This window comes from Streptomyces sp. NPDC060184, from assembly GCF_042728795.1.
Taxonomy (GTDB): Bacteria; Actinomycetota; Actinomycetes; order Streptomycetales; family Streptomycetaceae; genus Streptomyces.
Map to the genome: position 1 here is coordinate 1 of NZ_JBHWYX010000056.1, position 24130 is coordinate 24130.

16 protein-coding genes and 1 pseudogene are annotated in these 24130 nt (G+C 71.2%); 7 read left to right on the forward strand and 10 right to left on the reverse strand.

Translation table 11 applies throughout. From position 1 onward, the window contains the following. Positions 1-164: 164 nt before the first annotated feature. Entirely contained in the window at positions 165-458 is a 294-nt protein-coding gene (locus ACFWEE_RS28520; protein WP_386893383.1) for a hypothetical protein, read from the reverse strand. Between the two features lie 193 nt (positions 459-651). Here ACFWEE_RS28520 and ACFWEE_RS28525 point away from each other — a divergent pair. The 5 genes and pseudogenes from ACFWEE_RS28525 to ACFWEE_RS28545 all read left to right on the forward strand — a co-directional run. Further along, positions 652-1017, forward strand: a pseudogene (locus tag ACFWEE_RS28525) (DUF6891 domain-containing protein); the annotation flags it as partial. A 329-nt stretch (positions 1018-1346) separates the two neighbouring features. After that, positions 1347-2006 (forward strand): winged helix-turn-helix domain-containing protein, encoded by a 660-nt coding sequence (locus tag ACFWEE_RS28530; protein ID WP_386893385.1) that lies wholly within the window; start codon positions 1347-1349, stop codon positions 2004-2006. 198 nt (positions 2007-2204) lie between these two features. Continuing rightward, positions 2205-3146, forward strand: a complete 942-nt coding sequence (locus ACFWEE_RS28535; RefSeq protein ID WP_386893386.1) for a metal-dependent hydrolase — start codon at positions 2205-2207, stop codon at positions 3144-3146. Between the two features lie 15 nt (positions 3147-3161). After that, on the forward strand, positions 3162-4253 hold the full coding sequence (locus ACFWEE_RS28540; protein WP_386893432.1) for a PDR/VanB family oxidoreductase: 1092 nt from the start codon (positions 3162-3164) through the stop codon (positions 4251-4253). A 50-nt stretch (positions 4254-4303) separates the two neighbouring features. Further along, positions 4304-5026 (forward strand): TetR/AcrR family transcriptional regulator, encoded by a 723-nt coding sequence (locus ACFWEE_RS28545; protein ID WP_386893387.1) that lies wholly within the window; start codon positions 4304-4306, stop codon positions 5024-5026. A 33-nt stretch (positions 5027-5059) separates the two neighbouring features. On the opposite strand, the gene ACFWEE_RS28550 is transcribed toward ACFWEE_RS28545, so the two are convergent. The 9 genes from ACFWEE_RS28550 to ACFWEE_RS28590 form a co-directional block, all read right to left on the reverse strand. Next, a complete protein-coding gene (locus ACFWEE_RS28550) occupies positions 5060-5410 on the reverse strand; it encodes a 5-carboxymethyl-2-hydroxymuconate Delta-isomerase (RefSeq protein WP_386893388.1) in 351 nt (116 codons plus the stop codon). A gap of 172 nt (positions 5411-5582) precedes the next feature. Then, complete coding sequence (locus ACFWEE_RS28555; protein WP_386893390.1) at positions 5583-7658, reverse strand: ATP-binding protein; 2076 nt, start codon at positions 7656-7658, stop codon at positions 5583-5585. A 200-nt stretch (positions 7659-7858) separates the two neighbouring features. After that, positions 7859-13168 (reverse strand): pullulanase-type alpha-1,6-glucosidase, encoded by a 5310-nt coding sequence (gene pulA, locus ACFWEE_RS28560; RefSeq protein ID WP_386893391.1) that lies wholly within the window; start codon positions 13166-13168, stop codon positions 7859-7861. A gap of 112 nt (positions 13169-13280) precedes the next feature. Further along, positions 13281-15014 (reverse strand): carbohydrate-binding module family 20 domain-containing protein, encoded by a 1734-nt coding sequence (locus ACFWEE_RS28565; protein ID WP_386893393.1) that lies wholly within the window; start codon positions 15012-15014, stop codon positions 13281-13283. A gap of 494 nt (positions 15015-15508) precedes the next feature. Beyond that, positions 15509-16585 (reverse strand): LacI family DNA-binding transcriptional regulator, encoded by a 1077-nt coding sequence (locus ACFWEE_RS28570; protein WP_386893394.1) that lies wholly within the window; start codon positions 16583-16585, stop codon positions 15509-15511. Beyond that, on the reverse strand, positions 16570-18246 hold the full coding sequence (locus ACFWEE_RS28575; RefSeq protein WP_386893395.1) for a glycoside hydrolase family 13 protein: 1677 nt from the start codon (positions 18244-18246) through the stop codon (positions 16570-16572). Before ACFWEE_RS28575 ends, ACFWEE_RS28570 begins: the two co-directional genes overlap by 16 nt. 141 nt (positions 18247-18387) lie before the next feature. Beyond that, a complete protein-coding gene (locus ACFWEE_RS28580; RefSeq protein WP_386893434.1) occupies positions 18388-19266 on the reverse strand; it encodes a sugar ABC transporter permease in 879 nt (292 codons plus the stop codon). Beyond that, positions 19260-20273 (reverse strand): carbohydrate ABC transporter permease, encoded by a 1014-nt coding sequence (locus tag ACFWEE_RS28585; protein ID WP_386893397.1) that lies wholly within the window; start codon positions 20271-20273, stop codon positions 19260-19262. The genes ACFWEE_RS28580 and ACFWEE_RS28585 overlap by 7 nt, the downstream gene beginning before the upstream one ends. Before the next feature lie 19 nt (positions 20274-20292). Continuing rightward, entirely contained in the window at positions 20293-21567 is a 1275-nt protein-coding gene (locus tag ACFWEE_RS28590; protein WP_386893398.1) for an extracellular solute-binding protein, read from the reverse strand. A 372-nt stretch (positions 21568-21939) separates the two neighbouring features. Between ACFWEE_RS28590 and ACFWEE_RS28595 the strand changes: the two genes are divergently transcribed. Both ACFWEE_RS28595 and ACFWEE_RS28600 read left to right on the forward strand, forming a co-directional pair. Continuing rightward, on the forward strand, positions 21940-22962 hold the full coding sequence (locus tag ACFWEE_RS28595; protein WP_386893400.1) for a LacI family DNA-binding transcriptional regulator: 1023 nt from the start codon (positions 21940-21942) through the stop codon (positions 22960-22962). Between the two features lie 121 nt (positions 22963-23083). Then, positions 23084-24118, forward strand: coding sequence for a phosphatase PAP2 family protein (locus tag ACFWEE_RS28600; protein ID WP_386893401.1), 1035 nt, complete (start codon positions 23084-23086; stop codon positions 24116-24118). Positions 24119-24130: the final 12 nt, after the last annotated feature.

Sequence of the window (24130 nt, forward strand, 5' to 3'; positions counted from 1 at the left end):
CATACCCGCCGGCCGCGCCTCTTGTTTTAACCACCCCGGGCGCACCCCCCCCCCCCCCCCTCCCGACGTGCGGCCCCCCCGGGTTTCCGGTGGGCGCCTCTCGTCGTACGTACGGGAGCCCGGGGCGCCGGAAGTACGGGACGTACGCGCCGTCCCCCGCGGCCTCACGCGGTCGGCAACGCGCCGTACCCGTCCAGGTGGAGCCTCAGCGCGCACTGGTCCTCGGCCACCACGTGGACCCGCTGCCCCCAGTGCTCGCCGAGCCGGTGGGCGACGTCGACGAGCCGTCGGCGTTCCTCCGGCGAGTACGCGGGGAAGCGGACCCAGCCGCGTTCGGCGATCACGGTGCCGAGTTCGTGGAAGAGCGTGGCGCGGGCGCGCCGCTCCTCGTCCTCGGTCAGGGGTGTGGGGTCGCCCTCCCGGGGCTGCGGGCGGACGTTGTACAGGTCCCGGATCACCGGTCGCGCACCCTTCGTTCGGTGGACGCGCCGTCCTCGGCCCGTTCTACGGGCAGGTTATCGGGCCGCGGGCGGGGCGCTGTCGGTGGTGCGTGCCGGAGTGGCTCCAAGCTGGAGATCAAGGTCAGGACCGAAGGCCGACAGACGTACACACGCCCCACGGCGGACGAGTTGACGGATCTGGTGCTCGGGATGGGCGGGGGTGAGCGACGCCGACCGGCTGGAGCACGCGTTCGCCGTCCTGGGGGCGGCCGGCCTGACCGCCCGGCAGAACTTCACGTGCTGCCGTTCCTGCGGGATGGGGGAGGTGTGGGCGGAGGACGAGTCGGCGCGCGGTTTCGTCTTCATCCACGCCCAGGGCACCGCGAGCGCGGCGGCGGGCCATGGACTCGCCCTGTATTACGGCGGGTTCGACGATTCCGAGGAGACCACCGGCGCGGTCGGCGGCGAGGTGGCGACGGCGCTCCGGGACGCCGGACTGACCGTGGAGTGGGACGGCGATCCGTCGAAGGCCATCGAACTGCCGCTGCCGGACTGGCGGAAGCGGCTGGTGGGCTGAGGAGTCGGACCAGGTCAGGGCGGGTGCGGGCGTGGTCCGGGGGCGGGGTGCGGGAAGCGCGACGCAAAAGGTCCGTATCGACGGGTGAGAGGAGACTGCTGCCGCGCCGCATTCTCTGCTTCAATGGGCCCATGGCCGGTCTCCAGTACACCTCATCGGGTCGCAGCGACCTTGAGCCGTTCTGGCCTTCCCGTCAGCACCACGACTTCGACCGGGTGTGTTGCCGCGCGAGGAACGCGCAGGCCCTCTAAAGCCGCTCACCCCGGTCTTCGGCCCGCGCGCACGACGTACGTCCCTCGACGACTCCTCGCGCGAAAGAGCTGACCCTCATGGCGAACGCCCGTACCCTCTCCGCCTCCGCCGCCACCGCGGCATCGGCGGCCCCCGCTGCGGCCACCACCACCGCCCGCACCCACTCCCCCAACCGCCGTCTCCGTGCCGTCGACCGTGACGACGTCGTCCGGCTCACCGACATGGCCGACTTCCTGCCGCCGGGAGCCACCTGGCTGCCCGCGCCGCAGCACTCCCTGCCCACCCTGCCGGGACGGCCGCCGATGATCGGCTACCTCGTCCTCGTACCGGCCGACCAGCAGGCCGCTCTCGCGGGCGCCTTCCCGGACGCCCGGCCCTTCACCGCGGGAGCGCTCCCGCAGGGCGCGCTCCTCCCGCAGACCGTGGTGCGCGAGGCTCCCGCCGCGCCCGCGCCGGACGGCCCGGTCCTCATCGACTCCACCCGGCGCATCGCCACCGTGGACGGTGTGGCGCTCGACCTCACGTACCTGGAGTTCGAACTCCTCGCCCACCTGGTCGCCCACCCCCACCGGGTGCACACCCGCGACCAGTTGGTGACCACCGTCTGGGGTTACGGTCACGTCGGCGACGGCCGGACCGTCGACGTCCACGTCGCCCGGCTGCGCCGCAAGCTCGGCACCCAGCACCGTCACGCGATCCAGACCGTCCGACGGGTGGGCTACAAGTACGCGCCCTGACAGGTCTGTTGCACGACCGGGCCCCGGTCCGCGCGGTTTCGCACCGCACGGGCCGGGGCCTTCTGCCGTCCACGGGCGGGCCTTTCGCCGCCCACGCCGGACCCGGACGGCAGAAGGCCCCGGCCGCGGAGCGGATCCGGCCGAGGAAGGGCCTGCACGCATCTGTTCCCGCGCCGTACCCGTCAGTACATTGACACCATGTCCAACAAGCAGCCGGCTGCGGTCACTTCGGAGCGGACCCCCCTCAAGCCCCGCAACGTCTCGTTCGACTGGGAGCGCACCCCGCTGCACTGGGTGCCCGGCGACCCCTTCGCCGCCCACACGATCAACGTCCTCCACCTGCTGCTGCCGGCCGGGGAACGCTGGTTCATCCACGTGTACCGGCAGGTGCTGCCGTACATCCGCGACGAACGGCTCCGCGCCGACGTCATCGGGTTCATCGGCCAGGAGGCCGTGCACTCGCAGGCCCACGACGACGTCCTGCCGCACCTGAAGAGGCTGGGGCTCGACCCGACGCCGTACACCGCGCAGGTGGACTGGTTCTTCGAGAAGCTGCTCGGCGACCGGACCCTGCCGCCCGGGCGGGCACGGGAGTGGTGGCTCAAGGAGCGGGTGGCGACGATCGCGGCGATCGAGCACTACACGGCGTTCCTCGGCGACTGGATACTCAACGCGGACGCCCTCGACCGGCGGGGCGCCGACCCCACGATGCTGGACCTGCTGCGCTGGCACGGCGCCGAGGAGGTCGAGCACCGCTCGGTGGCGTTCGAGGTGTTCCTGCACGTGGACGGCGGCTACCGGCGCCGGGTGCGGACCTGGGCCACCGCCTTCTCCGCGCTGGTCTTCCTCTGGCAGCGCGGGGTCCGCTTCTTCGTGGAGAACGACCCCGACCTCCCCGGCGGCCGGGCGTCGTTCCGGGAGTTCCACGCCTGCGGCAAGGAGGGCACCCTGCCCCCGGCCGCGGACATCCTGCGCTCCGTCCCCGACTACCTGAGCCGCCGTTACCACCCGTCGCGGACGGGCAGCACCGCCCAGGCCGTCGACTACCTCGCCCGCTCACCCGCGGCGCGGGGCGCTGACCAGCGGATCACGGCCGGACACCACCGGGCCGCCGAGGCCCGTACGACGGGAGACCACTGACCCATGGCCCTGCCCATCCCCCTGCCCCGTCCCCGCACCGTGCTGCTGATCGCCGGTGCGGGTGCCGCCCTGCTCGCCCGGCGGGCGCTGCGCGAGCGGGTCGCCGCCTCCCCGCTCTGGCCGATGCCCGCGCTGGAGGAACCCACCTCCGGACGGTCGGGGCGCGGCGCCACCACCACCCGGCACCTGCTGATCACCGAGCGGACCTCGCCCGCCGAGGGGGTCGTCCAGCTGCGGCTGGAGGGGCCCGGGCTGCCCCGGTGGGAGCCGGGCGCCCATCTCGACCTGGTGCTGCCCTCCGGTGCGGTCCGGCAGTACAGCCTCTGCGGCGACCCCGCGGACCCGGGGACCTACACGGTGGCGGTCCGGCTGGCCGAGGACGGGCGGGGCGGCTCCCGCGAGGTGCACGCCCAGCTGCACGAGGGCGAGGAGGTCGGCGTCCGCGCGCCCCGCAACCGCTTCCCGCTGGTGGAGGCGGACGGCTACCTCTTCGTCGCGGGCGGCATCGGGATCACCCCGGTCCTGCCCATGCTGCGGGCGGTCGCCGCGTCCGGGGCGCCGTGGCGGCTGCTGTACGGGGGCCGGTCGCGGGCCGCCATGCCCTTCCTCGACGAGATCGAGAAGCTCGGCGCGGACGGGGACCGGGTGACGGTCGTCCCGCAGGACACCGCCGGGCACCCCGACGTGGCCGGTGCGCTCGCCGCGCTCGCGCCGGGGACGGCCGTGTACGTGTGCGGCCCCGGCCCCCTGATGGACGCGGTCACCGCCGCCCTGCCGGACGGGTGCACCCTCCACCTGGAACGGTTCGCGGCCACCGGGCCGGACACGGACACCGGCGCCGGCTCCGGTGCCTTCGAGGTGGAGTTGGCGCGCTCGGGCCGGACGGTGTCCGTGGCGGCCGGGCAGTCGGTGCTGGCGGCCGTGCGCGAGGAGCTGCCCCATGTCTCGTACTCCTGCGAGCAGGGCTTCTGCGGCACCTGCCAACAGCGGGTGCTGGACGGCGAGATCGACCACCGGGACGAGCTGCTGACGGACTCCGAGCGCGCCGACTCGATGCTGATCTGCGTCTCCCGGTGCCGGGGCGGGCGGCTGGTCCTCGACCTGTAGGCCGGCCGGGCCGGTCCCGCCGCCCGCCGCGCCCCGGTTAGGCTGTTCGCATGACCACCGGGGTGCGGCGCCGTATGGGTGTCGACGAGCGCAGACAGCAGTTGATCGGCGTCGCACTGGAGTTGTTCAGCAGCCGCTCCCCCGACGAGGTGTCGATCGACGAGATCGCCGCCGCCGCGGGCATCTCCCGCCCGCTGGTGTACCACTACTTCCCCGGCAAGCAGAACCTGTACGAAGCCGCGCTGCGCCGGGCCGCCGACGAGCTGGCCGACCGGTTCGTGGAGCCGCACGAAGGGCCGCTGGGCACCCGTCTGTTGAGGGTGATGGTCCGGTTCTTCGACTTCGTGGAGGACCACGGGCCCGGCTTCTCCGCACTCATGCGGGGCGGCCCGGCGGCCGGTTCCTCCACCACCAACGCCATGATCGACGGGGTGCGGCAGGCCGCGTACGAGCAGATACTCACCCACCTTGAGGTCGAAGTCCCCTCGGCCCGACTGGAGTTGGTGGTACGCACCTGGGTGTCGCTCGCCGAGGCGACGGCGCTGCTCTGGCTGGACGGCAAGCGCGTCCCCCGCGCCGAGCTGGAACTCCAGCTGGTGCACGACTTCGCGGCTCTGGCCGCCGTGAGCGCCGCGTACGACCAGGAGTTGGCCTCCATCGTGCTGCGGGTCCTCGAACAGGAGCCCCCGGAAGGCCCGTTCGGCGAGCTGCTCACCCGGCTCGGGACACTGACCGCCGGGGCGCCCGCCGTCCCCCCGCAGCGGCAGCCGTGACGGGCGACCGCCACCGGGGGACGGGCCGGGGGATCAGTTCCTGCGGTACGAGGCGTCGAGGTCACGGGTCTCGACCGAGGCGTCGATCCGGAGGCCGTCGGCCGGCTTGAGGTGCTCGTCGAGCAGCGCGAGGACGGATTCGGTGAGCTCCGCCCGCACCTCTGGGGTACGGCCCGCCACGATGGCGATGAGGACGTGGATGACCGCCCCGTCCACCGCCCCCTCCCCGACCAGCGTCTGCTCGACCCGGCGGATCCTGGTCTTGCAGGCCGCCTCCGAGGTGCTGATCGTCCGTGCGATCAGCGGGTGCAGCTCGGCGGCGAAGCCCCGGCTGTCGAAGGCGTCCTCGAGTCCGGCGGAGTAGTCGATGGTGATGTGAGGCATTCGGGCTCTCCCGTTGCGGGTGGGGCGGGCATCTGTCGTTGCCCACCTTGACCGGGTGCGCCCCGGCCGCACAAGCGCGTCTCACCGGGTGCGACCACCCGGGACACGTGTGTCCCACCGGGCGCGAGCGCGCCGCCCGCGTGCGTCCCACCCGCCGGCCCCGCTCCCCCGCTCAGATGCGGGACTCGTCCCACAGCGCCGCGGCGAGCCCCGCCTCGGCGCTCTCGGTACGGCCGCTCTCGAAGGCGCGCTGATAGGCGGCGTCTCCGACGGCCTCCCGGGCCCGGCGCTCGCAGGTCTCGCGCACCGGGGCGACGTCGGGGGTGCCGCGCTGGGGGTGGCCGACCATCCGCCAGTACACCTGCCCGGTGCCGTACACCCGGGCGGCGCGGGCGCCCTGGCCCTGGGCGGCGATGGCGGAGGCGAGGATGTCCAGGCCGAGGGCGATGCCGAAGCTGTCGCGCAGGCGGTGCTTGCCCTGGAGCATGGTGCGGGCGTGCGCGGCCGAGACGTCCGGGCGGCCCTGGAGCAGGGCGATCAGGGCGAGCTGGTAGTCGGCGTAGCTGCGGGTCCAGTGCTCGTCGTGCTCCTCGCAGGCGGCTCTGAGCACGGCGGCGGCCTCGGCCGCCTCGTCGAGCCGGCCGAGGCCGCTGAGGGAGAAGACCGTGATGAGGTGGCAGCGCAGGCGGTAGGCCGATTCGACCGCCCGCGCCTCGGTCAGGCGCAGGGCCCGGTCGGCGGCTTCGAGGGCGGTCCGCGGCTCGCCCCTCATGATGTGGGTGAGCCCGGCCAGGTAGGTGGAGTTGAGGATGCCCTCGTCGTCGCCGTCGGTCTCCGCGTGGGCCGTGCACTGGGCGCCGAGGCGTTCGGCGGCCTCGAAGTCGCCCTGGAGCAGGGCCGCGACGCCCATGACCCAGAGCAGCCGGGTGCGGTCGGGGCCGTCGACGGGGCCGCTCTCCAGGGCGCGCCGGGCATAGCTCCGGGCGGCGGTGAGGTGGCCGCAGCAGCCCCAGAAGAAGCCGACGCGTCCGGCCATCTCCTGGGCGGCGCGGACGTCGTGGACCAGCAGGTGGTCGAGGGCGGCGCAGAGGTCGAGGTGGCTTTCGGAGACCTTGTGGTACCAGGCGACCTGGTCGCGGCCGGTCCATCCGGTGTGGGCGCGGCGGGCCAGGCTCAGGAAGCGGGCGGCGTGCCTGCGGGCGGCTCCGGCCACTTCCTCCTCGCCGAGTTCGCCGAGCCACATGCGGCCGTACTCGCGCAGGGTGTCGAGCATGTGGTGGCGTTCGCCGTCGCGTTTGACGACGGACTTGGTGACGAGGCCGCGCAGCGCTTCGGTGACCCCGTCGGGGGTGAGCGGCCCGCCGGCGCAGACCTCCCGGGCGGCCTCTTCGTCGAAGTCGCCGCGGAGCGGGGTGAGGCGGGCCCACAGGAGGCGTTCGAGCGGGGTGCAGAGCTCGTGGCTCCAGCCGATGGTGGTGATGAGGGCGCGGTGGCGGCGGGGGCGCGGGGAGTCGTCGCTGAGGACGTCCAGGCGGGAGCCGAGGCGGTCGGCGATCTGGCTCAGGGTGTGGCGGCGGGCGGAGGCGGCGGCCAGTTCCAGGGCGAGCGGGAGTCCTTCGAGGCGGCGGCAGATCTCGTCGGCGGCCCTGGTGTCGGCGGGGCGCCGGAAGGTGATGCCGGGGGCCGCGACGCGGACCCGGTCGCGGAAGAGGGTGAGTGCGTCGCTCTCGCCCTCGTAGGGCAGCGGGGGGACGTCGACGACGTTCTCGCCGCGGACGCCGAGGGGCTGTCTGCTGGTGGCGACGACGGTCAGGCCGGGTGCGATGGTGAGGAGTTCGCCGAGGAGGTGGGCGGTGGGGGCGCGCAGGTGTTCGCAGGAGTCGAGGACGAGCAGCATGTTCTTGTCCGCGAGCCATTCGCAGAGCGCGTCGACGGGCATCCGCAGGGCGTGGTCGGCGAGGCCGACGGCGTCGGAGACGGTGGGCAGCAGCAGGTCGTCGTCGTAGAGGGGGGAGAGGTCGGCCCAGCGGACGCCGTCCTGGTAGCGGTGGCCGACGAGGCGGGTGGCGCGGCCGGCGAGGCGGGACTTGCCGACGCCGCCGGGGCCGACGAGCGTGGTCATGCGGTGCGGGGTGAGCCGGTGGCCGACGAGGTAATAGGGCGTCAGGGCCGATTCCAGCCGCAGGAGTTCGACGCCCCGGCCGATGAAACTGCTCGTCTCCTCGGGCAGGTTTCCCACGATCTTCATCATCACCGTCCGGCGTGCTCGGGCCTGGTGCGCCGACGGCTGGACGGTGTCCGCCACCCGGCCGGACCGGCCGGCCCCGGCGCCCTCCCGTGCGGGAGCGGCGCCGTGACCGGCCGGTTTTCCGCGGAGTTACGGTGCTCGCCGCCGGGCCGCTGCGGCTCCGTCGCCGACGCGTGCGGTCACACCGTAGCCCGTCGGTGTCAGCGATGTGAAAAGACGGCGACGGTCCGTCCGGGGACGGTGAAGCTGCCGGATTCCGCTTCGTACCGGGACTGCTTGACGGTAGGGTCGGCGCCCGCCGCCTGCACCGGGTGCAGGGCGTACGTCCGGCCCGCCGCGGTGTCCACCTTCTGGGTGGTGGTGGAGGGGGTGGCGTTGATGACGACGACCAGGTCGCCCAGGGTCATGGTGATGACGCCGGGGGTCTCGTCCTTGCCCGAGAGCGGGAAGGCGAGGGTGGACTGGACCTGGGAGGCGGTGGTGAGGGCGAACGCCTTCTCGGTGGTCCGGATCTTCAGCAGGTCCTGGTAGGCGGCGGACGCGCCGTCGATCTGCGCGCAGCCGGGGGTGAGGGTGGGGTTGGTCAGCAGCGGTGCGGCGTACGGCCACTTGTCCTGGTTGTCCGTGGCGGGCGGCAGGCCCCGGCCGAAGCCGTTGCCGTCCTGGCAGTTCCAGTGGATGGCGTTGTACCAGTCGCCGCTGTCGAAGGAGTTGCGGTCCAGGGACTTGGAGCGCAGCTGGTCGGTGCCCGCCTGGGAGAGCGAGGGCCCCTGGGAGAGGGTGGAGACGCCCATGGCGAGGACCTGCATCCTGGCCCGGTCGGCGGCCGAGGTGTCCGCGGGAAGCTTGAACGCGAGGGCGTCGTAGAGGCTTTCGTTGTCGTGGGCGTCGGAGTAGGCGAGGGCGTCGCCGGGCGCGGCGGCGTATCCGGCGGGCTGGCCGTTGTAGTCGACGCCCGCGCCGGTGACCTTGTTGCCGGAGGTGTCGGTGAAGGTGTAGCCGGCGAGGCTGCCGGAGAGGCCGACCTTGATCAGGTCCTGGTAGTGCAGGAGGCGGGCCTTCTGCTCGGCCTCGGTGCCGTTGGAGGTGGAGTCGTTGGGGTCGGTGTAAAGGCCGGAGGCGAAGCCCTGGACGCCGGGGTCGCTGTCGAAGGGTCCGCCTCCGCGCACGGCGTCGCGGGCGCGGTCGTCGAAGGTGGCGATGCCGGTGCCGGCCATGTTCTTCTGGGTGGCCTGGACGAAGCGGGCGTCGTCGGCGATCTCGCCGAAGTTCCAGCCCTCGCCGTAGAGGATGATCTTCTTTCCGTCGACGCCGTCCTTGGCGGGCGTCAGGCCGTCCAGGGCCTTGCGCACGGCGAGGATGTTCGCCTTGGGGTGGTGGCCCATCAGGTCGAAGCGGAACCCGTCGACCTTGTACTGCTTGGCCCAGGTGACGATCGAGTCCACGACGAGCTTGCCCATCATGGCGTTCTCGGGCGCGGTGTTGGCGCAGCAGCTGGAGTTGGCGACGGAGCCGTCGTCCATGAGCCGCTGGTAGTAGCCGGGCACGATCCGGTCGAGGACGGACTTGTCGTCCTGGCCGGAGGCGACGGTGTGGTTGTAGACGACGTCCATGACGGTACGCAGTCCGGCGTCGTTGAGGCCCTGGACCATCCGGCGGAACTCGACGGTGCGCTTGGTGCCGTTCGGGTCGGAGGCGTAGGAGCCCTCCGGGACGGTGTAGTGCAGCGGGTCGTAGCCCCAGTTGAAGCCGTCCTTGGCGGCGGCGGCCGTGACGCAGGCCTGCTGCTGGTCGGAGTCGGGGGCGTAGACCTTCAGGTCACAGGCGGGCTGCTGCTGGTCGGACTTCTTCTCGGAGATGGTGCCGATGTCGAAGGCGGGCAGCAGGTGCACGTAGGAGGTGCCGGAGTCGGCGAGCTCCTTGAGGTGCTTCATGCCGTCGGAGCCGGTGTCCGTGAAGGCGAGGTATTCGCCCGGGTGCTTCGAGGTGGGGTCCGCGATGGAGAAGTCGCGGATCTGGAGTTCCTGGATCTGCGCGTCGCTGATCGGGACGGCGGCGGGCTTCTTCTGGGTGGACCAGCCGGCGGGCGCGAGCTTCGGGTCGGCGAGGTCGACGACGAGGCTGCGGGCGGAGTCGGTGGTCAGGGCGGTGGAGTAGGGGTCGGTGACCTTGTTGGTGACGAGCTTCTGGACGGTGGGTGCCCAGACCTGGACGACGTAGCGGTAGGGCTTGCCGTTCCATGCCTTGGTGCCCTTGACGGACCAGACACCGGTGGCGTCGTCGCGGCGCATCGGGACGGTCCTGCCGTCCAGTTCGAGCGCGACGGTGCGGGCGGTGGGGGCCCAGACGGAGAGCGTGGGCGTGCCCTTGTCGAAGACGGGGCCGAGGGCGGCGCCGGTGGCCTTCGGGTACAGGCTGTCGAGCACGCCGGGGATCTGTACGCCGGTGGCGGCGAGGAGGGCGCCGTTGGCGGCGCGCTGGGTGGCGATCAGCTGGCCGCGCAGGGACGCACGGACGCGGTCGCGGTCGCGGACGTCGACCTGGAAGGCCGGGTAGTCCTTGAGGTGCGGGTACTTCGCCTTCTGCGCGTCGGTCAGGGCGGTCGGGGCGAGCCGCAGCCACTGGCCCTCGTCGGAGAGCGCCCCGTCGACGACGGAGATCCCGCCGTCCTCGGAGTAGACGAGCTGCTCGCTGGTGGCGGCGGTGGCCTTGACCTTCCAGACGACGGTGTCGGCGTCGATCCACTGCGCCTCGGCCTTGGTCAGGTCGGGGGCGGGGACCCCGGCGGCTGCCGGGAGGAGGTAGTTCGCGGTGGAGCCGAGCATCCAGACCTCGTGGCCCTTGGCGGCGAAGTCGAGGGACTGGTCGCTGGGGAGGTCCTTCTCGTCACCCTTGTGGAGGATGTAGCTGAGCGAGGTGGCGCCCTCGGCGAGCGGGACCTCGAAGGTGACCCCGTAGGCGTCCTTCTTCACCGGCTGGAGCGGCTTGGCCCAGTCGGTCGGGTCCTTGGCGCCGGTCCAGGTGTGCAGGCCCCAGCCGTCGTAGTTCCCGTCCTCGCGGTGGTAGTGCAGGACGGCCTTGGTGGTGTCCGTGGAGGGGCCGGCGCCGTCGGGGACCTCGGTGACCTGGCCGTCGTCGCCCTGGGCGACCCAGACCTGGCCGGTGGTGGCGAGGTCGACGGTGCGCTCGGGGCCGTCGGCGGTGCCGTCCTTCTCGATGGTGTACGGGACGGTGGAGGTGCCTTCGGCGAGCTTCAGCCAGGCGAACGCGCCGTACGCGTCGCGGCCGGTGAAGTCGGCGGTGGTGTCGCCGGACTTCAGCTGCCAGCCGGTGTAGTCGCCGTCCGCGCGCCGGTAGTGGACGACGGCGTAGTCGCGCTCGACGGCGACGGGCTTGGCGGCGGGCGGTGCCTGACCGGCGGTGGTGGAGGCGAGCGCACTGGAGGTGCGGCCGGTGCGGTCCACGACGACGGCTTTGTACCGCAGGGGTGTTCCGGCGGCGACGGTGTCGTCGACGACCTGGGTGACCTTGTACGGGGCGTGGTCGGCGGTGCCGAGGGTGCGCCACTTTCCGTTGCCGGTCTGGGCGGCGAAGACCACGCGGTCGAGCTGGCCGCCGGTGACCTCGGCGGAGATCTCGACGGTGCCGGTCGCGCCCGCCGCCGGGGCCTTCAGGGTGAGCGAGGGCTTGGTGGCGGGGGCGGCGAGGGTCTGGTCGGCGCGGAGCACGATGCTGGACAGGGCGGGCACGGTGACCGTGACGTGTCTGTCCGAGCCGCTGCGCACGGTGGCGGAACCGCCGTAGATGGTGCGGAAGTTCATCCGGGCGGACTCGGTGGTGAGCTCGACGGTCCGGGGTTCGGTGCCGTTGTTGACGGCGACGAGGTACTCGTTGGAGTGCTGGGCGTCGATGCGGGAGTACGCGTAGACGGAGCCTTCGGCGTAGCGCTCGGTCTGGACGCCGTCCCGCAGGGCCGGGTTGTCCTTGGTGAGCTTGGAGAGCGCGGCGATCGACCGGTACAGCGGGTGCGTGGTGTCGTACGCGTCAAAGGCGTGCGTACGGTCGGTGCCGAGCTGGTCGTCGTCGAGGTAGTCGGCGACCTTCGTGGCGAAGAGCGGCTGGCGGGCGTCCTTGTCGCCGCCGGCGCCGGTGTAGCCCTGCTCGTCACCGGAGTAGACGACGGGGTTGCCGCGGCCGAGGAACATCAGCTCGTTGGCGAGCTTGTCGCGCTGGACGAGTTCGGCGTCGGAGGCGTTCGGGTTGTCCTGCTTCAGGAAGGTCCCGATGCGGCCCATGTCGTGGTTGCCGAGGAAGGTGACCTGCTCGTAGGCGTTCGCCTTGTCGGTGGTGTACCGGTAGTCGTCGGCGTAGAGCGCGGCGAGCTTGGCGGCCGGGGCGCCCTGGGAGGCGTACTGGCGGGCTGCTTCCTGGAAGGGGAAGTCCAGCGTCGCGTCGAGCCGCCCCTGGGTCACGTAGGGCGAGGTGATCGCGGTGTCGGCGGAGTAGACCTCGCCGAACATGAAGAAGTCGTCGCGGCCGTGCTTCGCGGCGTACGTGTCGAGGGCGGTCGCCCACTGGGTCCAGAAGTCCAGGTCGACGTGTTTGACGGTGTCGATGCGGAACCCGTCGATGTCGAAGTCGCGGACCCACTTCTCGTAGATCTTCTCCATGCCGGAGACGACCTCGGGACGCTCGGTCCACAGGTCGTCGAGCCCGGAGAAGTCGCCGTAGGTGGTGGACTCGCCGGCGTAGGTGGAGTCGCCCCGGTTGTGGTACATCGTCGGGTCGTTGAGCCAGGACGGGACCTTCTTGCCCGTCACCACCGGGGTGTACGGGAACGAGTCCGCGTCCACCTTCGCCATGCCGTCGCCGTCGTCGAAGGGGCGGCCCTCGGTGTCGAGGTAGGGGTAGGCGCCCTTGGGCTGGTAGCCGTAGGTCTTCTCGGTGTAGTCGACGGTGTCGGCCGTGTGGTTGGTGATGACGTCGAAGAAGACCTTCATGCCCTTGCCGTGGGCCTTGTCGATCAGCTTCTCCAGGTCGGCGTTGGTGCCGAAGTGGGGGTCGACCTGGGTGAAGTCGGTGATCCAGTAGCCGTGGTAGCCGGCCGAGGCGTCGGCTCCGGTGCCCTGCACGGGGCGGTTCTTGAAGATCGGGGCGAGCCAGATCGCGGTGGTGCCGAGGCCCTTGATGTAGTCGAGGCGGTTGGTGAGCCCCTTGAGGTCGCCGCCCTGGTAGAAGCCCTTGTCCGTGGGGTCGTACCCGGTCTCCAGGCGGGAGCCGGTCAGGCCGCCCCGGTCGTTGGAGGTGTCGCCGTTGGCGAACCGGTCGGGCATGACGAAGTAGAACTGCTCGCGGGTGAGGTCCTGGCGGGACGACTCCTTGGCGAGGGACGCGTCCGAGGGCGGGGAGGGCGGTCTGGTCGCGGCGGACGCGGACGCCGCCGGTACGACGGGGAGCAGCGCGGCGCACAGCGCGGCGACGGCTCCCCGGCGGAGGGTGGTTCGGGACACGGAGGGTTCTCCTCGGACGGTGGGTGGGGCGGTACGGCCGGCCCGGCGGGGGCGGCACGGAAAGGGGCGGGCCGGGAGGCGTCGAGCGCTCTCCCGGCCCGCCCCTGGTCGTTCAGCTGCGCCAGACGTCGCTGGTCAGCGAGATCTTTCCGGTGGCGGGCACGGTGGCGGTGCGGTTGGCGCCGCTCTCCCAGGTGACGTTCCCCGCGGCGTCCTTGCGGAGGTACTTGTACTCGAAGGAGGTGCCCGCGGGCAGGGCCACGTCGAGCTTCCAGACGGGGTACGTGGCCGGGTCGAGCTTCAGGGCGCTGTTCGGGTCCCAGTTGCCGAGGGCCGACTGGTTGCCGGTGACGTAGATGTTCTGGCCGACACTGGTGGTGGCGTTGACGCCGAAGGTCGCCCCGGAGGCGGTGGTGCCGGTACCGGTGTCCGTGCCGTTCCCGGTGCCCGTACCGGTGCAGGTGCGGGCGTTGACGTGCAGGGCGAGGGCGGTGTCGGCGCCGAGGGTGGCGGTGAACTGCCCGGAGGAGTTGACCGTCACGGCGTTTCCGGTCTGCACGTCGCAGTAGGAGCCGGCGGGCAGGCCGGTCTGGAAGGTCCGGGTCAGCGAGGAGGACTCGTGGTTGATGGCGACGTACGCCTTGGCACCGCGGCCGAAGGCGATCTGGTCGGCGCCGTTGTCCCACCAGTTGGTGACGGCCTCGCCGCGCGCGGTGTTGCGGAAGGCGACCATGGAGGAGATCTGCGGCCAGGCGTGCTGGCACTTCCAGCCGTCGGTGTAACAGGCGTTGACCTGGCCGCCGTTGGGCGGTCCGGCGTCGACGTCGCTGAACTCGTAGCCGGAGTGCACGTCCGGGGAGCCGTACGGATAGGCGAGCATGAAGACGTTGGCCAGCGTGTAGGAGGCGCCCGCCTTGTAGTTGAGGGTGTCGCCGCCGCGCTCGGTGTCGTGGTTGTCGACGAAGACCGCCGACTGGGCGGAGGGCATGAAGCCCCAGCCCTCGCCGTAGTTCTTCAGGTAGGCGAGGTTCTCGCTGAGGAAGACCTGCTTGAGGCCGCGGGCGTAGCGGAACTCCTGGACGTCGCCGTTGCCGGTGTACTCGGAGGGCTGGACGGCCTCGCCCGCGCCGTAGATGGCCTCCTGCTTCCAGTACGCGTTCGGGTTGGTCAGCCGGGACTTGATGTTGGCGAGGTCGGCGGCCGGCATGTGCTTGGCCGCGTCGATCCGGAACCCGTCGACGCCGAGGGAGAGCAGGTCGTTCATGTACCCGGCTATCTTGCCGCGTACGTACTCCTCACCGGTGTCCAGGTCCGCGAGGCCCACGAGTTCGCAGTTCTGGACGTTGGCACGGTCGCCGTAGTTGCTGATCTGCGACTGGCAGTCGTTCATGTCGTTGACCGAGTAGACGCCCGGGTAGTCGTACTTCGTGTACGAGGACCCGCCGGTGCCGGTGCCCGAGCCCGCGGACATGTGGTTGATGACGGTGTCGGCGACGACCTTCACCCCGGCGTTGTGGCAGGTGGTGACCATGTTCTGGAAGGCGGTGCGGTCGCCGAGCCGGCCGGCGATCTTGTAGCTGACCGGCTGGTAGGAGGTCCACCACTGGCTGCCCTGGATGTGCTCCATGGGCGGGGAGACCTGGACGAAGCCGTAGCCCGCCGGGCCGAGGGTGCTGGTGCACGCCTGCGCCACGGAGGCGAACTTCCACTCGAACAGGACGGCGGTGACGTCCTTGGTGCCCGGGGCCGCGGCCTGGGCCGTACCGGCCCCGACGCCCGCGGGGACGACCAGCGCGGCGACTCCGGCCGCGAGGGCGAGAGCGGCGGACAGCGGTCTGCGTGCCATGTTCTTCCTCCTGCTGTGGGGGAAACGCGGGTGACCGAGCAGCCTCACGTGACAACGCGCCGTGCCGGAAGGCTTTGAATGTTCTTGCAGCAAGACTGGAAACCCAGTCGCAGCGCAGACCGTACGAGCCCGTCAGGCCGGGGTCAACCCTTTGGACATGACCCGCTCACATCCGTGAAACGCTGCATTTTTCTGCCTGCAAGGCCTTACGCAAGATATTGCGAGCCTGTTACGTTCTGGGTGACTCCGGTCCGGCCGGCCGGGGGTCCGCGCTCCGGCGCAGGGCCCCACGCGCCCGGCCGGCCGGGCCGGTCGACGCTGTCGAGGGGCGCCGGGAGTCACACTCCCCGCCGGCCCAATCCTGGGCCGATTCCCGGCGCCTCTCCTCCGCGTTCGCAGGACCCGCACCGGGTCCGCACCGCGTCGCACCTTCCTGCCGGGGGCACAGGGCCCCCGTGCGGCACGCGACCCCCCTCCGGCCGCGCGCCGCCCGTTCACATCCCCCGTACCGCCCGCGCCGCGCGCAGCGCCGCGGTCGAACCGCGGACGACCAGCTCCGGCTGGAACACGTACTCCGTGCGCTGTACGGGACTTCCGGCGATCTCCTCCAGCAGCGCCCCCACCGCGGCGGCGGCCATCGCCTGCACCGGCTGGCGCACGGTGGTCAGCGGCGGGTCGGTGAAGGCGATCAGCTGCGAGTCGTCGAAGCCGACCACGGAGACGTCGCGCGGGACCTCCAGGCCCCTCCCCCGGGCCGCGCGCACCACGCCCAGCGCCATCAGGTCGCTGCCGCAGACGATGCCCGTGCACCCCTGGTCGAGCAGCGCACCGGCCGCCACCTGGCCGCCCTCCACGCCGAACAGCGTGGAGCAGACCAGGAGTTCGGCCTCGTCGCGGGTCATCCCCAGCGTGCGGACCGCCACGTCGAGGAACCCGTCCCGCTTGCGGCGGGAGGGCACGTAACGCTGCGGCCCGACCGCCAGGCCGATCCTGCGGTGCCCCAGGGCGGCGAGGTGGCCGACGGCCATCCGCACCGCGGCGGCGTCGTCCGGCGAGACGAACGGGGCGCTGATGCGCTCGTTGTACCCGTTGATCAGGACGAACGGGACGCCGCGCTCGGAGAGTTCGGCGTACCGCGACGGGTCGGCCGAGAGGTCGGCGTGCAGCCCGGACAGGAACACGATGCCGCCGACGCCCCGCTCGACGAGCTGTTCGACGAGCTCGTCCTCGGTGGCGCCGCCCGGCAGCTGGGTGCAGAGCACCGGGGTGTAGCCGTGTCCCGCCAGGACCTGCTCGACGGACTGCGCGAAGGCCGGGAAGATCGGGTTGACGAGTTCAGGTGTCACCAACCCGATCAGCCCGGCGCTGCGCCGGCGCAGCCGCACGGGACGTTCGTAGCCGAGGATGTCCAGCGCCGCCAGCACCCGCTGCCGGGTGCTGTCGGCGACGCCCGGCTTGCCGTTGAGCACCCGGCTGACGGTGGCCTCGCTGACCGCGGCCTGGCCGGCGATGTCGGAGAGCCGCAGCGCCGAGCCCGTCCGGGGTGCGGGGACGGTCACACCGTCCACCACACCGTGGTGTCGGCGGGAACCTCGGCCGAGCCGCCCTCGACGGTGACCGGGGCGCTGGAGACCAGCACCGTGCCGGGCGCGGGGACCCGCACCGGGGCGCCGGTCGTGTTGACGGTGCAGACGAAGCCGGGGCGGGCGAAGGAGAGCACGCCCTCGGGGCCGTCCAGCCACTCCACGTCGCTGCCGGCGCCGAGGCCCGGCAGGTCGCGGCGGGCCGCGATGGCGGAGCGGTACAGCTCCAGCGTGGAGCCCTCCACGCCGGTCTGCGCCTCGATGGACAGCTCGCCCCAGCCCTCGGGCTGCGGGAGCCAGCTGCCGCCGTCGCCGAAGCCGTAGCTGCTGCCCTCGCGGGTCCACGGGATCGGGACGCGGCAGCCGTCGCGGTAGCCGTCCTGGCCGTCGGCGCGGAAGAACGACGGGTCTTGGCGGGCCTCGTCGGGCAGGTCGGTGACGTCCGGCAGGCCGAGCTCCTCGCCCTGGTAGACATAGGCGGAGCCGGGCAGCGCCAGCATCAGCAGGGTCGCGGCGCGGGCGCGGCGCAGGCCCATCTCCCGGTCGCCGGCGGTACGGATCTGGGTGCCCAGGCCCGGCTCGTTGGCGAAGCGGGTGGCGTGCCGGGTGACGTCGTGGTTGGAGAGCACCCAGGTGGTGGGGGCGCCGACCGGACGCATCGCGGCGAGCGAGGAGTCGATGACGTTACGCAGCGCGTCGGCGTCCCAGTCGGTCGACAGGTACTGGAAGTTGAACGCCTGGTGCATCTCGTCGGGGCGCACGTAGTTGGCGGTGCGCTCGACGGTCGGGGTCCACGCCTCGGCGACGGCGATGCGCTCGCCCGGGTACTCGTCGAGGATGGTGCGCCAGCTGCGGTAGATGGCGTGCACGCCGTCCTGGTCGAAGAACGGCATGACGTCGTTGCCGAGCAGCTTGAGCTGGTCGTGCGAGCCGAGGTCGGGCAGGCCCTCGGCCTTGACCAGGCCGTGCGCGACGTCGACGCGGAAGCCGTCGACGCCCATGTCGAGCCAGAACCGCAGGATCGAGCGGAACTCGTCGGCGACGGCCGGGTGCTCCCAGTTGAAGTCGGGCTGCTCGGGCGCGAAGAGGTGGAGGTACCACTCGCCGGGGGTGCCGTCCGCGTTCGTGGTCCGGGTCCACGCCGGGCCGCCGAAGATGGACTCCCAGTCGTTCGGAGGGAGTTCGCCGTTCTCGCCCTTGCCAGCGCGGAAGTGGTAGCGCTCGCGCAGGGCGGAGCCGGGGCCCTCGGCCAGCGCGCGCTTGAACCACTCGTGCTGGTCGGAGGAGTGGTTGGGGACCAGGTCGACGATGATGCGCAGACCCAGGGCGTGGGCCTCGCGGATGAGGGCGTCGGCGTCCAGGAGGTTGCCGAACATCGGGTCGATGGCCCGGTAGTCGGCGACGTCGTAACCGGCGTCCGCCTGGGGGGAGGCGTAGAAGGGGCTCAGCCAGACGGCGTCGACACCGAGGTCCCGGAGGTACGGGAGCCGTGCGGTGACGCCCGCGAGATCGCCCATGCCGTCGCCGTTGCCGTCGGCGAAGCTCCGTGGATAGACCTGGTAGATCACCGCATCCTGCCACCAGCCGGTGCGGTTGCCCGGGGCGTCGTCGGACGTGCCGGTGGAGGGGGCAGCGAGGTGCTGGGTCATGTCGTCCCTGGGGTGTCTGGGTGGGGAGCGGCGCCGGGTCCCGGTCGGGGGGGCCGGCGCCGCCGTGACGAATGCGGTGACGCGTGGGGGTGGGTGACGGTTCGGCGGTGTCCGCGGGTCAGGGTCGAACGCCGCCTCCGGTCAGCCCTTGACTGCTCCGGCCGACATTCCGGTGACCAGGTGCTTCTGCGCGAACAGGAAGACCAGGGCCGCCGGGATGGCGATGAGGACCGACGCGGCGGTCATGGGGCCCCACTGGGCTCCGTACTGGTTGACGAACTTCTGCAGTCCGCCGGCGAGCGTGAGGTTCTCGTCACCGACCATGAACGCGGAGGCGTACGCGACCTCGCCCCAGGCGGTGATGAAGGAGTAGAACGCGGTGACCGCGAGGCCGGGCTTGGCCAGCGGCAGGACGAGCCGCCAGAACGTGCCGAACGGGGTGAGCCCGTCGACCTGTCCGGACTCGTCGATCTCGCGCGGGATCGTGTCGAAGAAGCCCTTCATCATCCAGGCGCAGAACGGCACCGAGATGGTGAGGTAGGTGATCACGAGGCCGGCGGGCTGGTTGAGCAGTCCGAGGCTCGCCATGATGTTGTAGATCGGCACGATCAGCACGGCGACCGGGAACATCTGCGTGACGAGCAGGGTCCACATCAGACCGCGCTTGCCGGGGAAGCGGAACCGGCTGACGGCGTATCCGGTGGTCGCGGAGACGAAGACGCCGAGGAGCGTGGAGAGCCCCGCGACGAGCACCGAGTTGCCGAACCAGGTCAGGAACTCGGTGTCCTTGATCAGGTTGGTGTAGTTGACGAACGTCGTCTCCTTGAAGAAGTCCGTCGTCGTCGCGTACTTGGCCGGCTTCAGCGAGGTCAGCAGGACCCAGAGCACCGGGAAGACCGCGATCACCGAGGCGATGATCAGCGTGACGTGCAGCGCCACGGAGGCGATCGGCGAGCGCTCGCCACGCAGGCGCGGCTTGCGTGCGGACCGCCCGTGGGTGGGGGTGAGGGTGGTCACCAGGCATCTCCCTGCTTGCGGAGCACTCGCCGGTAGACCGCGGCGAAGATCATGAGGAGGACGAGGATCAGCACGCCCCACGTGGAGGACTGCGCGTAGTCGCGCGGGCTGATCTCGAAGGAGAACTTGTACGCCTGGGTGACGAGGATCTGCGTCGACTCACCGGGACCGCCCCGCGTGAGCAGGAAGATCACCGGGAACATGTTGAAGGTCCAGATGGTGGAGAGCAGGACCACCGTCGTGGAGACCGGGGCGAGCCCGGGCACGGTGATGTGCCGGAAGCGCTGCCAGGCGGTGGCGCCGTCCATCTCGGCGGCCTCGTACTGCTCCGCGGGTATGGACTGCAGACCGCCGAGCAGGGCGACCATCATGAAGGGGACGCCGAGCCAGACGTTGACGGCGATCACGGAGAACTTCGCCCAGGTGGGGTCGTTCAGCCACGGGATGCCGTCGATGCCGACACCGCCGAGCATCGCGTTGAGGATGCCGCGGTCCTCGTTGTAGAGGAAGCGCCAGGCGAAGACGGAGACGAAGCCCGGCACGGCCCAGGGAAGGATCAGGGCCATGCGGTAGGCGGAGCGGCCGACGATGCGCCGGTTCAGGATGTTGGCGAGCGCCATGCCGAGGCAGAACGTGATGCTCACGCAGGCGATCGTCCACACCAGGGTCCAGCCGAGCGTGGAGACGAACTCGCCGCCGGTGAGCGCGTCCTTGTAGTTGTCGAGGCCGACGAACTTGTAGGTCGCGGGGATCTCGTTGACACCGATGGAACGCGCCACGTTGCGCTCATTGGCGTCGGTCAGCGACATCCAGATGCCGCGGACCAGCGGGTAGCCGATGATCACGCCGATGACGAGCACCACCGGGGCCACCATGACCCAGGCGTACCAGTGCGTGGACAGGGAGCGCCGGAGCTTGCTCGGCGAGGGGGTACCAGTAGCGCGGCTCCGGCCGCGGGCGACGTCGTCGCCCGCGGCCTTCGCCACCGACTGGCTGGTGTGGACAGCCATCAGTCGGCCAACCTTCCTGTTACTTCCAGCCCTTGAGGAGCTTGCGGTAGGCGTCGCCGCTCGCCGCGGCGGCCTTCTCCGGCGTGGTCTGGCCGGTGAGGACCTCGGTGTACTGGGTCACCAGCGGGGCGAAGAGGCTGCCGCCCTCGGGGATCCACGGGCGCTCGACCGAGGTCTCGACGACCGGCTTGAAGAAGTTGACGATCTCGCTGTCGACGGCTTCCTTGCGGGCGTACGCCGAGGTGCGGGTCGGGAGCAGGTTCAGCTCACCGGCGACCGTGGCCTGGGACTCCACCGACGTCATGTAGTCGACGAAGGCGTAGGAGGCGTCGAGGTTCTTCGAACCGGCGTACACGGCGAGGTTGTGACCGCCCTGCGGCGCGCCCTGGGCGACGGAGCCCGCCGGGACGTTGGCGATGCCGAGGTTGGAGGAGTCCTTGAACTGGTCGCCGGTCAGCGTGTCGGCCACGGCCCACGGGCCGTTGATCATCATGGCGACATCGCCGCTCTTGAACGACTGCATCATGTTCTCCCAGCCGTCCGTGGCGTCCGTCTTCGCGGCACCGGAGTCGACCAGGTCCTTGACGACCTTGAACGCCTTGACGGCCTCGGGGTCGTCGATCTTCACGGTCTTGCTGCCGGCGTCGACCAGGTCGCCGCCCTCGCCGTACAGGAAGGAGAGGAAGTAGTACGCGTCGTCGCCGCGGAGGTAGAGGCCGGTCTTGCCGGTCTTCTTCTTGATGGCGGCGGAGGCGGTCTTCAGCTCGTCGACCGTGGTCGGGACCTTGACACCGGCCTTCGCGAACATGGCCTTGTTGTAGAAGATGCCCATGGAGTCGATGACCTGCGGCACGGCGTACGTCTTGCCGTCGTACTTGGTCGACGCGACGGCCTGCTTGAGGAAGTCGTCCTGGTCCTTGAGGGCCGGGGTGCCGTCCAGCGGGGCGAGGTAGCCGAGGTTCGCGAAGTCCGGGGTCCAGGCGACCTCGGAGCGGATCACGTCGGGGGCGCCGTCGCCGGCCTGGGCCGCGTTCTTGAACTTGTTCTGCGCGTCACCGAAGGGCACGTTGACGTACTTGACGTCGACCTTGGGGTGCAGCTTCTCGAAGCCTTCGGCCAGCTTCTTGAAGACCTTGTCCTCACTGCCGACGCTGGAGGTGTCCCACCAGGTGACGGTGCCGGAGAGCTCGCCCGAGCTCTTGCTGCTGCTGCCGGACTTGTCGTCGCTGCCGCACGCGGTCGCCGCGAGCGCCAGGGCCGCGACCAGGACGGTGGCCGTTATGCCACGTCGCATGTGAACTCCTTCAACTGCCGTACCGCTCCGTCGCGGCGCCGGGTCGTCCAGGAACGTAACAAGGATGAAAGAAGTCCGAAAGACCTTGCGGAACTTTTCTGCAAGACGCGGCGATCGTTACATGCGCGTGTCCTCAAGGTTGCCGTCGTGATGCTTGACGCGGACTGCATACCCCTGCTGCCGCAGGTCACACACGGGTTCCTATTGGTGTGACGATCCGACTGCAAGGTGCGCAGGGGTGACCGCAAGGCCTTGCAAGATGTTGCCGCGACCGCCCCGCGGCGGCGCCGGAACGCGCGCCGCGAGCGCCGGAAGCGGCTGGAACCCGGGCCCTGTGGGCAATCCGGGGGGCGCCCGGTACAGTCCCCTTTCATGACCGCACGGCTTGCCGATATCGCAACTCAGGCGGGGGTCAGCGAAGCGACGGTCAGCCGGGTCCTGAACGGCAAGCCCGGTGTAGCGGCGGCCACCCGCGAATCCGTCCTGGCGGCACTCGACGTCCTCGGGTACGAACGCCCCGTCCGGCTGCGCCGGCGCAGCGCCGGGCTGGTCGGCCTGATCACGCCGGAGCTGGAGAACCCGATCTTCCCGGCGCTGGCCCAGGTGATCGGCCAGGCCCTGACCCGCCAGGGGTACACGCCGGTGCTGGCGACCCAGACCCCCGGCGGCTCCACCGAGGACGAGCTCACCGAGATGCTCGTCGACCGGGGCGTCTCCGGCATCATCTTCGTCTCCGGCCTGCACGCCGACACCTCGGCCGACATGGGCCGGTACGAGCAGCTGCGGGCGCAGGGCGTCCCGTTCGTGCTCGTCAACGGGTTCTCCTCGAAGGTCCAGGCGCCGTTCATCTCGCCGGACGACCGGGCGGCGATGCGGCTGGCGGTCACGCATCTGGTGTCGCTCGGCCACACCAGGATCGGCCTGGCGGTCGGCCCCAAGCGCTTCGTCCCGGTGCTCCGCAAGATCGAGGGCTTCCACGCGACGATGCGGGAGCAGCTGGGTCTGAGCGAGGAGCGGACCGAGGAGCTGGTGCAGCACTCCCTGTACACCCTGGAGGGCGGCCAGGCGGCGGCCACGGCGCTGATGGAGCGCGGCTGCACCGCGGTCGTCTGCGCGAGCGACATGATGGCGCTGGGCGCGATCCGGGCGGCCCGCCGCCTCTCGCGGCAGGTGCCGCGCGACCTCTCGGTGGTCGGTTACGACGATTCGCCGCTCATAGCCTTCACGGATCCGCCGCTGACCACCATCCGGCAGCCGGTGACCGCCATGGGCCAGGCCGCCGTACGGACGTTGCTGGAGGAGATCGGCGGTACGCCCGCCCCGCACAGCGAGTTCGTCTTCATGCCCGAGCTCGTCGTCCGCGGTTCGACCGCGGCGGGGCCGGGACCCTCCTGACGCCTCCCCCGGTGCCTCTCCCGATGATGGCATCCTCCTCCGCGAGACGCAGGACGTGCGACCGGAACCCGACCGGAGGATGATCGGGCGGTGGGGGGCGTATCTGGCAGACTCTGTGCCCATGGGTGATTCTCAGGTGAGTACACAGGAAGGCCCGTCGGTGGCCTGTCCGTCACCCACCAAGGACAAGACGGACAGCACGGACGAAAACGGCAGGAAAGGCCTGACGGCGCGACTGCGGACGACGCGGTCACCGCGCCGGCCACGCCTGTGGTTCGAAATCCTTCTGATCGGGGTCAGTTACTGGCTCTACTCGCTCGTGCGCAACGCCGTCCCGGAACAGCGGACGGCCGCGCTGCGGAACGCCGACTGGGTCTGGTCCTTCGAGAACTCGATCGGCGCGGGCTTCGAACACAGCGTCAACCACGCGGTCAACTCGGTGACATGGCTCATCGTGTCGATGAACTACTACTACGCGACACTCCACTTCATCGTCACCATCGCGGTCCTGGTGTGGCTGTTCCGCCGTCATCCGGGCCGTTACGCGGCGACCAGACTGGTCCTCTTCGCGACCACGGGCGTCGCGCTGCTCGGCTACTACCTGGTCCCGCTGGCGCCACCGCGCCTCATGAACGGCGGCTCCTTCGTCGACACGGTGCTGGTGCACCACACCTGGGGCTCGATGGCCTCGGGCAACCTCAAGAACATGTCGAACCAGTACGCGGCGATGCCGTCGATGCACATCGGCTGGTCGCTCTGGTGCGGGCTGACGATCTTCGCCCTCGCCTCGGTGCCGTGGGTCCGCGTGCTGGGCCTGCTCTACCCGCTCGTCACCCTCACGGTGATCGTGTCGACCGCCAACCACTTCTGGCTGGACGCGGTGGGCGGCGTGGTCTGCCTGGGCTTCGGTTTCGCCGTCGCGTCCCTCGTGTACGGCACGCTCCCGTACCGCCTGCCGCGCCGCGTCGAGCCGCCCCGTACGCCGTTGCGGACCCGGCTCGTGGGGCTCGGTACGGACCGGGGCGCGGGCGCGGTGGGCCGGGCCGCGCGGTGGTCCTCCCACCGCGCCGGGAACACCACCGCCGTGCCGCCCGTGCCCGGACCGTCCGCGGCTCCTTCCGCCGTGCCCGAGGCCTCCCCGCGCTCGGGCTCGTGACGACGGCCGGGC

Coding starts and splice junctions, on each gene's coding strand:
- ACFWEE_RS28545 (WP_386893387.1), top strand. CDS start 4,304: ATGACCACCGGGGTGCGGCGCCGTATGGGTGTCGACGAGCGCAGACAG.
- ACFWEE_RS28600 (WP_386893401.1), top strand. CDS start 23,084: ATGGGTGATTCTCAGGTGAGTACACAGGAAGGCCCGTCGGTGGCCTGT.
- ACFWEE_RS28595 (WP_386893400.1), top strand. CDS start 21,940: ATGACCGCACGGCTTGCCGATATCGCAACTCAGGCGGGGGTCAGCGAA.
- ACFWEE_RS28585 (WP_386893397.1), bottom strand. CDS start 20,273: ATGGCTGTCCACACCAGCCAGTCGGTGGCGAAGGCCGCGGGCGACGAC.
- ACFWEE_RS28535 (WP_386893386.1), top strand. CDS start 2,205: ATGTCCAACAAGCAGCCGGCTGCGGTCACTTCGGAGCGGACCCCCCTC.
- ACFWEE_RS28555 (WP_386893390.1), bottom strand. CDS start 7,658: ATGAAGATCGTGGGAAACCTGCCCGAGGAGACGAGCAGTTTCATCGGC.
- ACFWEE_RS28565 (WP_386893393.1), bottom strand. CDS start 15,014: ATGGCACGCAGACCGCTGTCCGCCGCTCTCGCCCTCGCGGCCGGAGTC.
- ACFWEE_RS28575 (WP_386893395.1), bottom strand. CDS start 18,246: ATGACCCAGCACCTCGCTGCCCCCTCCACCGGCACGTCCGACGACGCC.
- ACFWEE_RS28530 (WP_386893385.1), top strand. CDS start 1,347: ATGGCGAACGCCCGTACCCTCTCCGCCTCCGCCGCCACCGCGGCATCG.
- ACFWEE_RS28550 (WP_386893388.1), bottom strand. CDS start 5,410: ATGCCTCACATCACCATCGACTACTCCGCCGGACTCGAGGACGCCTTC.
- ACFWEE_RS28590 (WP_386893398.1), bottom strand. CDS start 21,567: ATGCGACGTGGCATAACGGCCACCGTCCTGGTCGCGGCCCTGGCGCTC.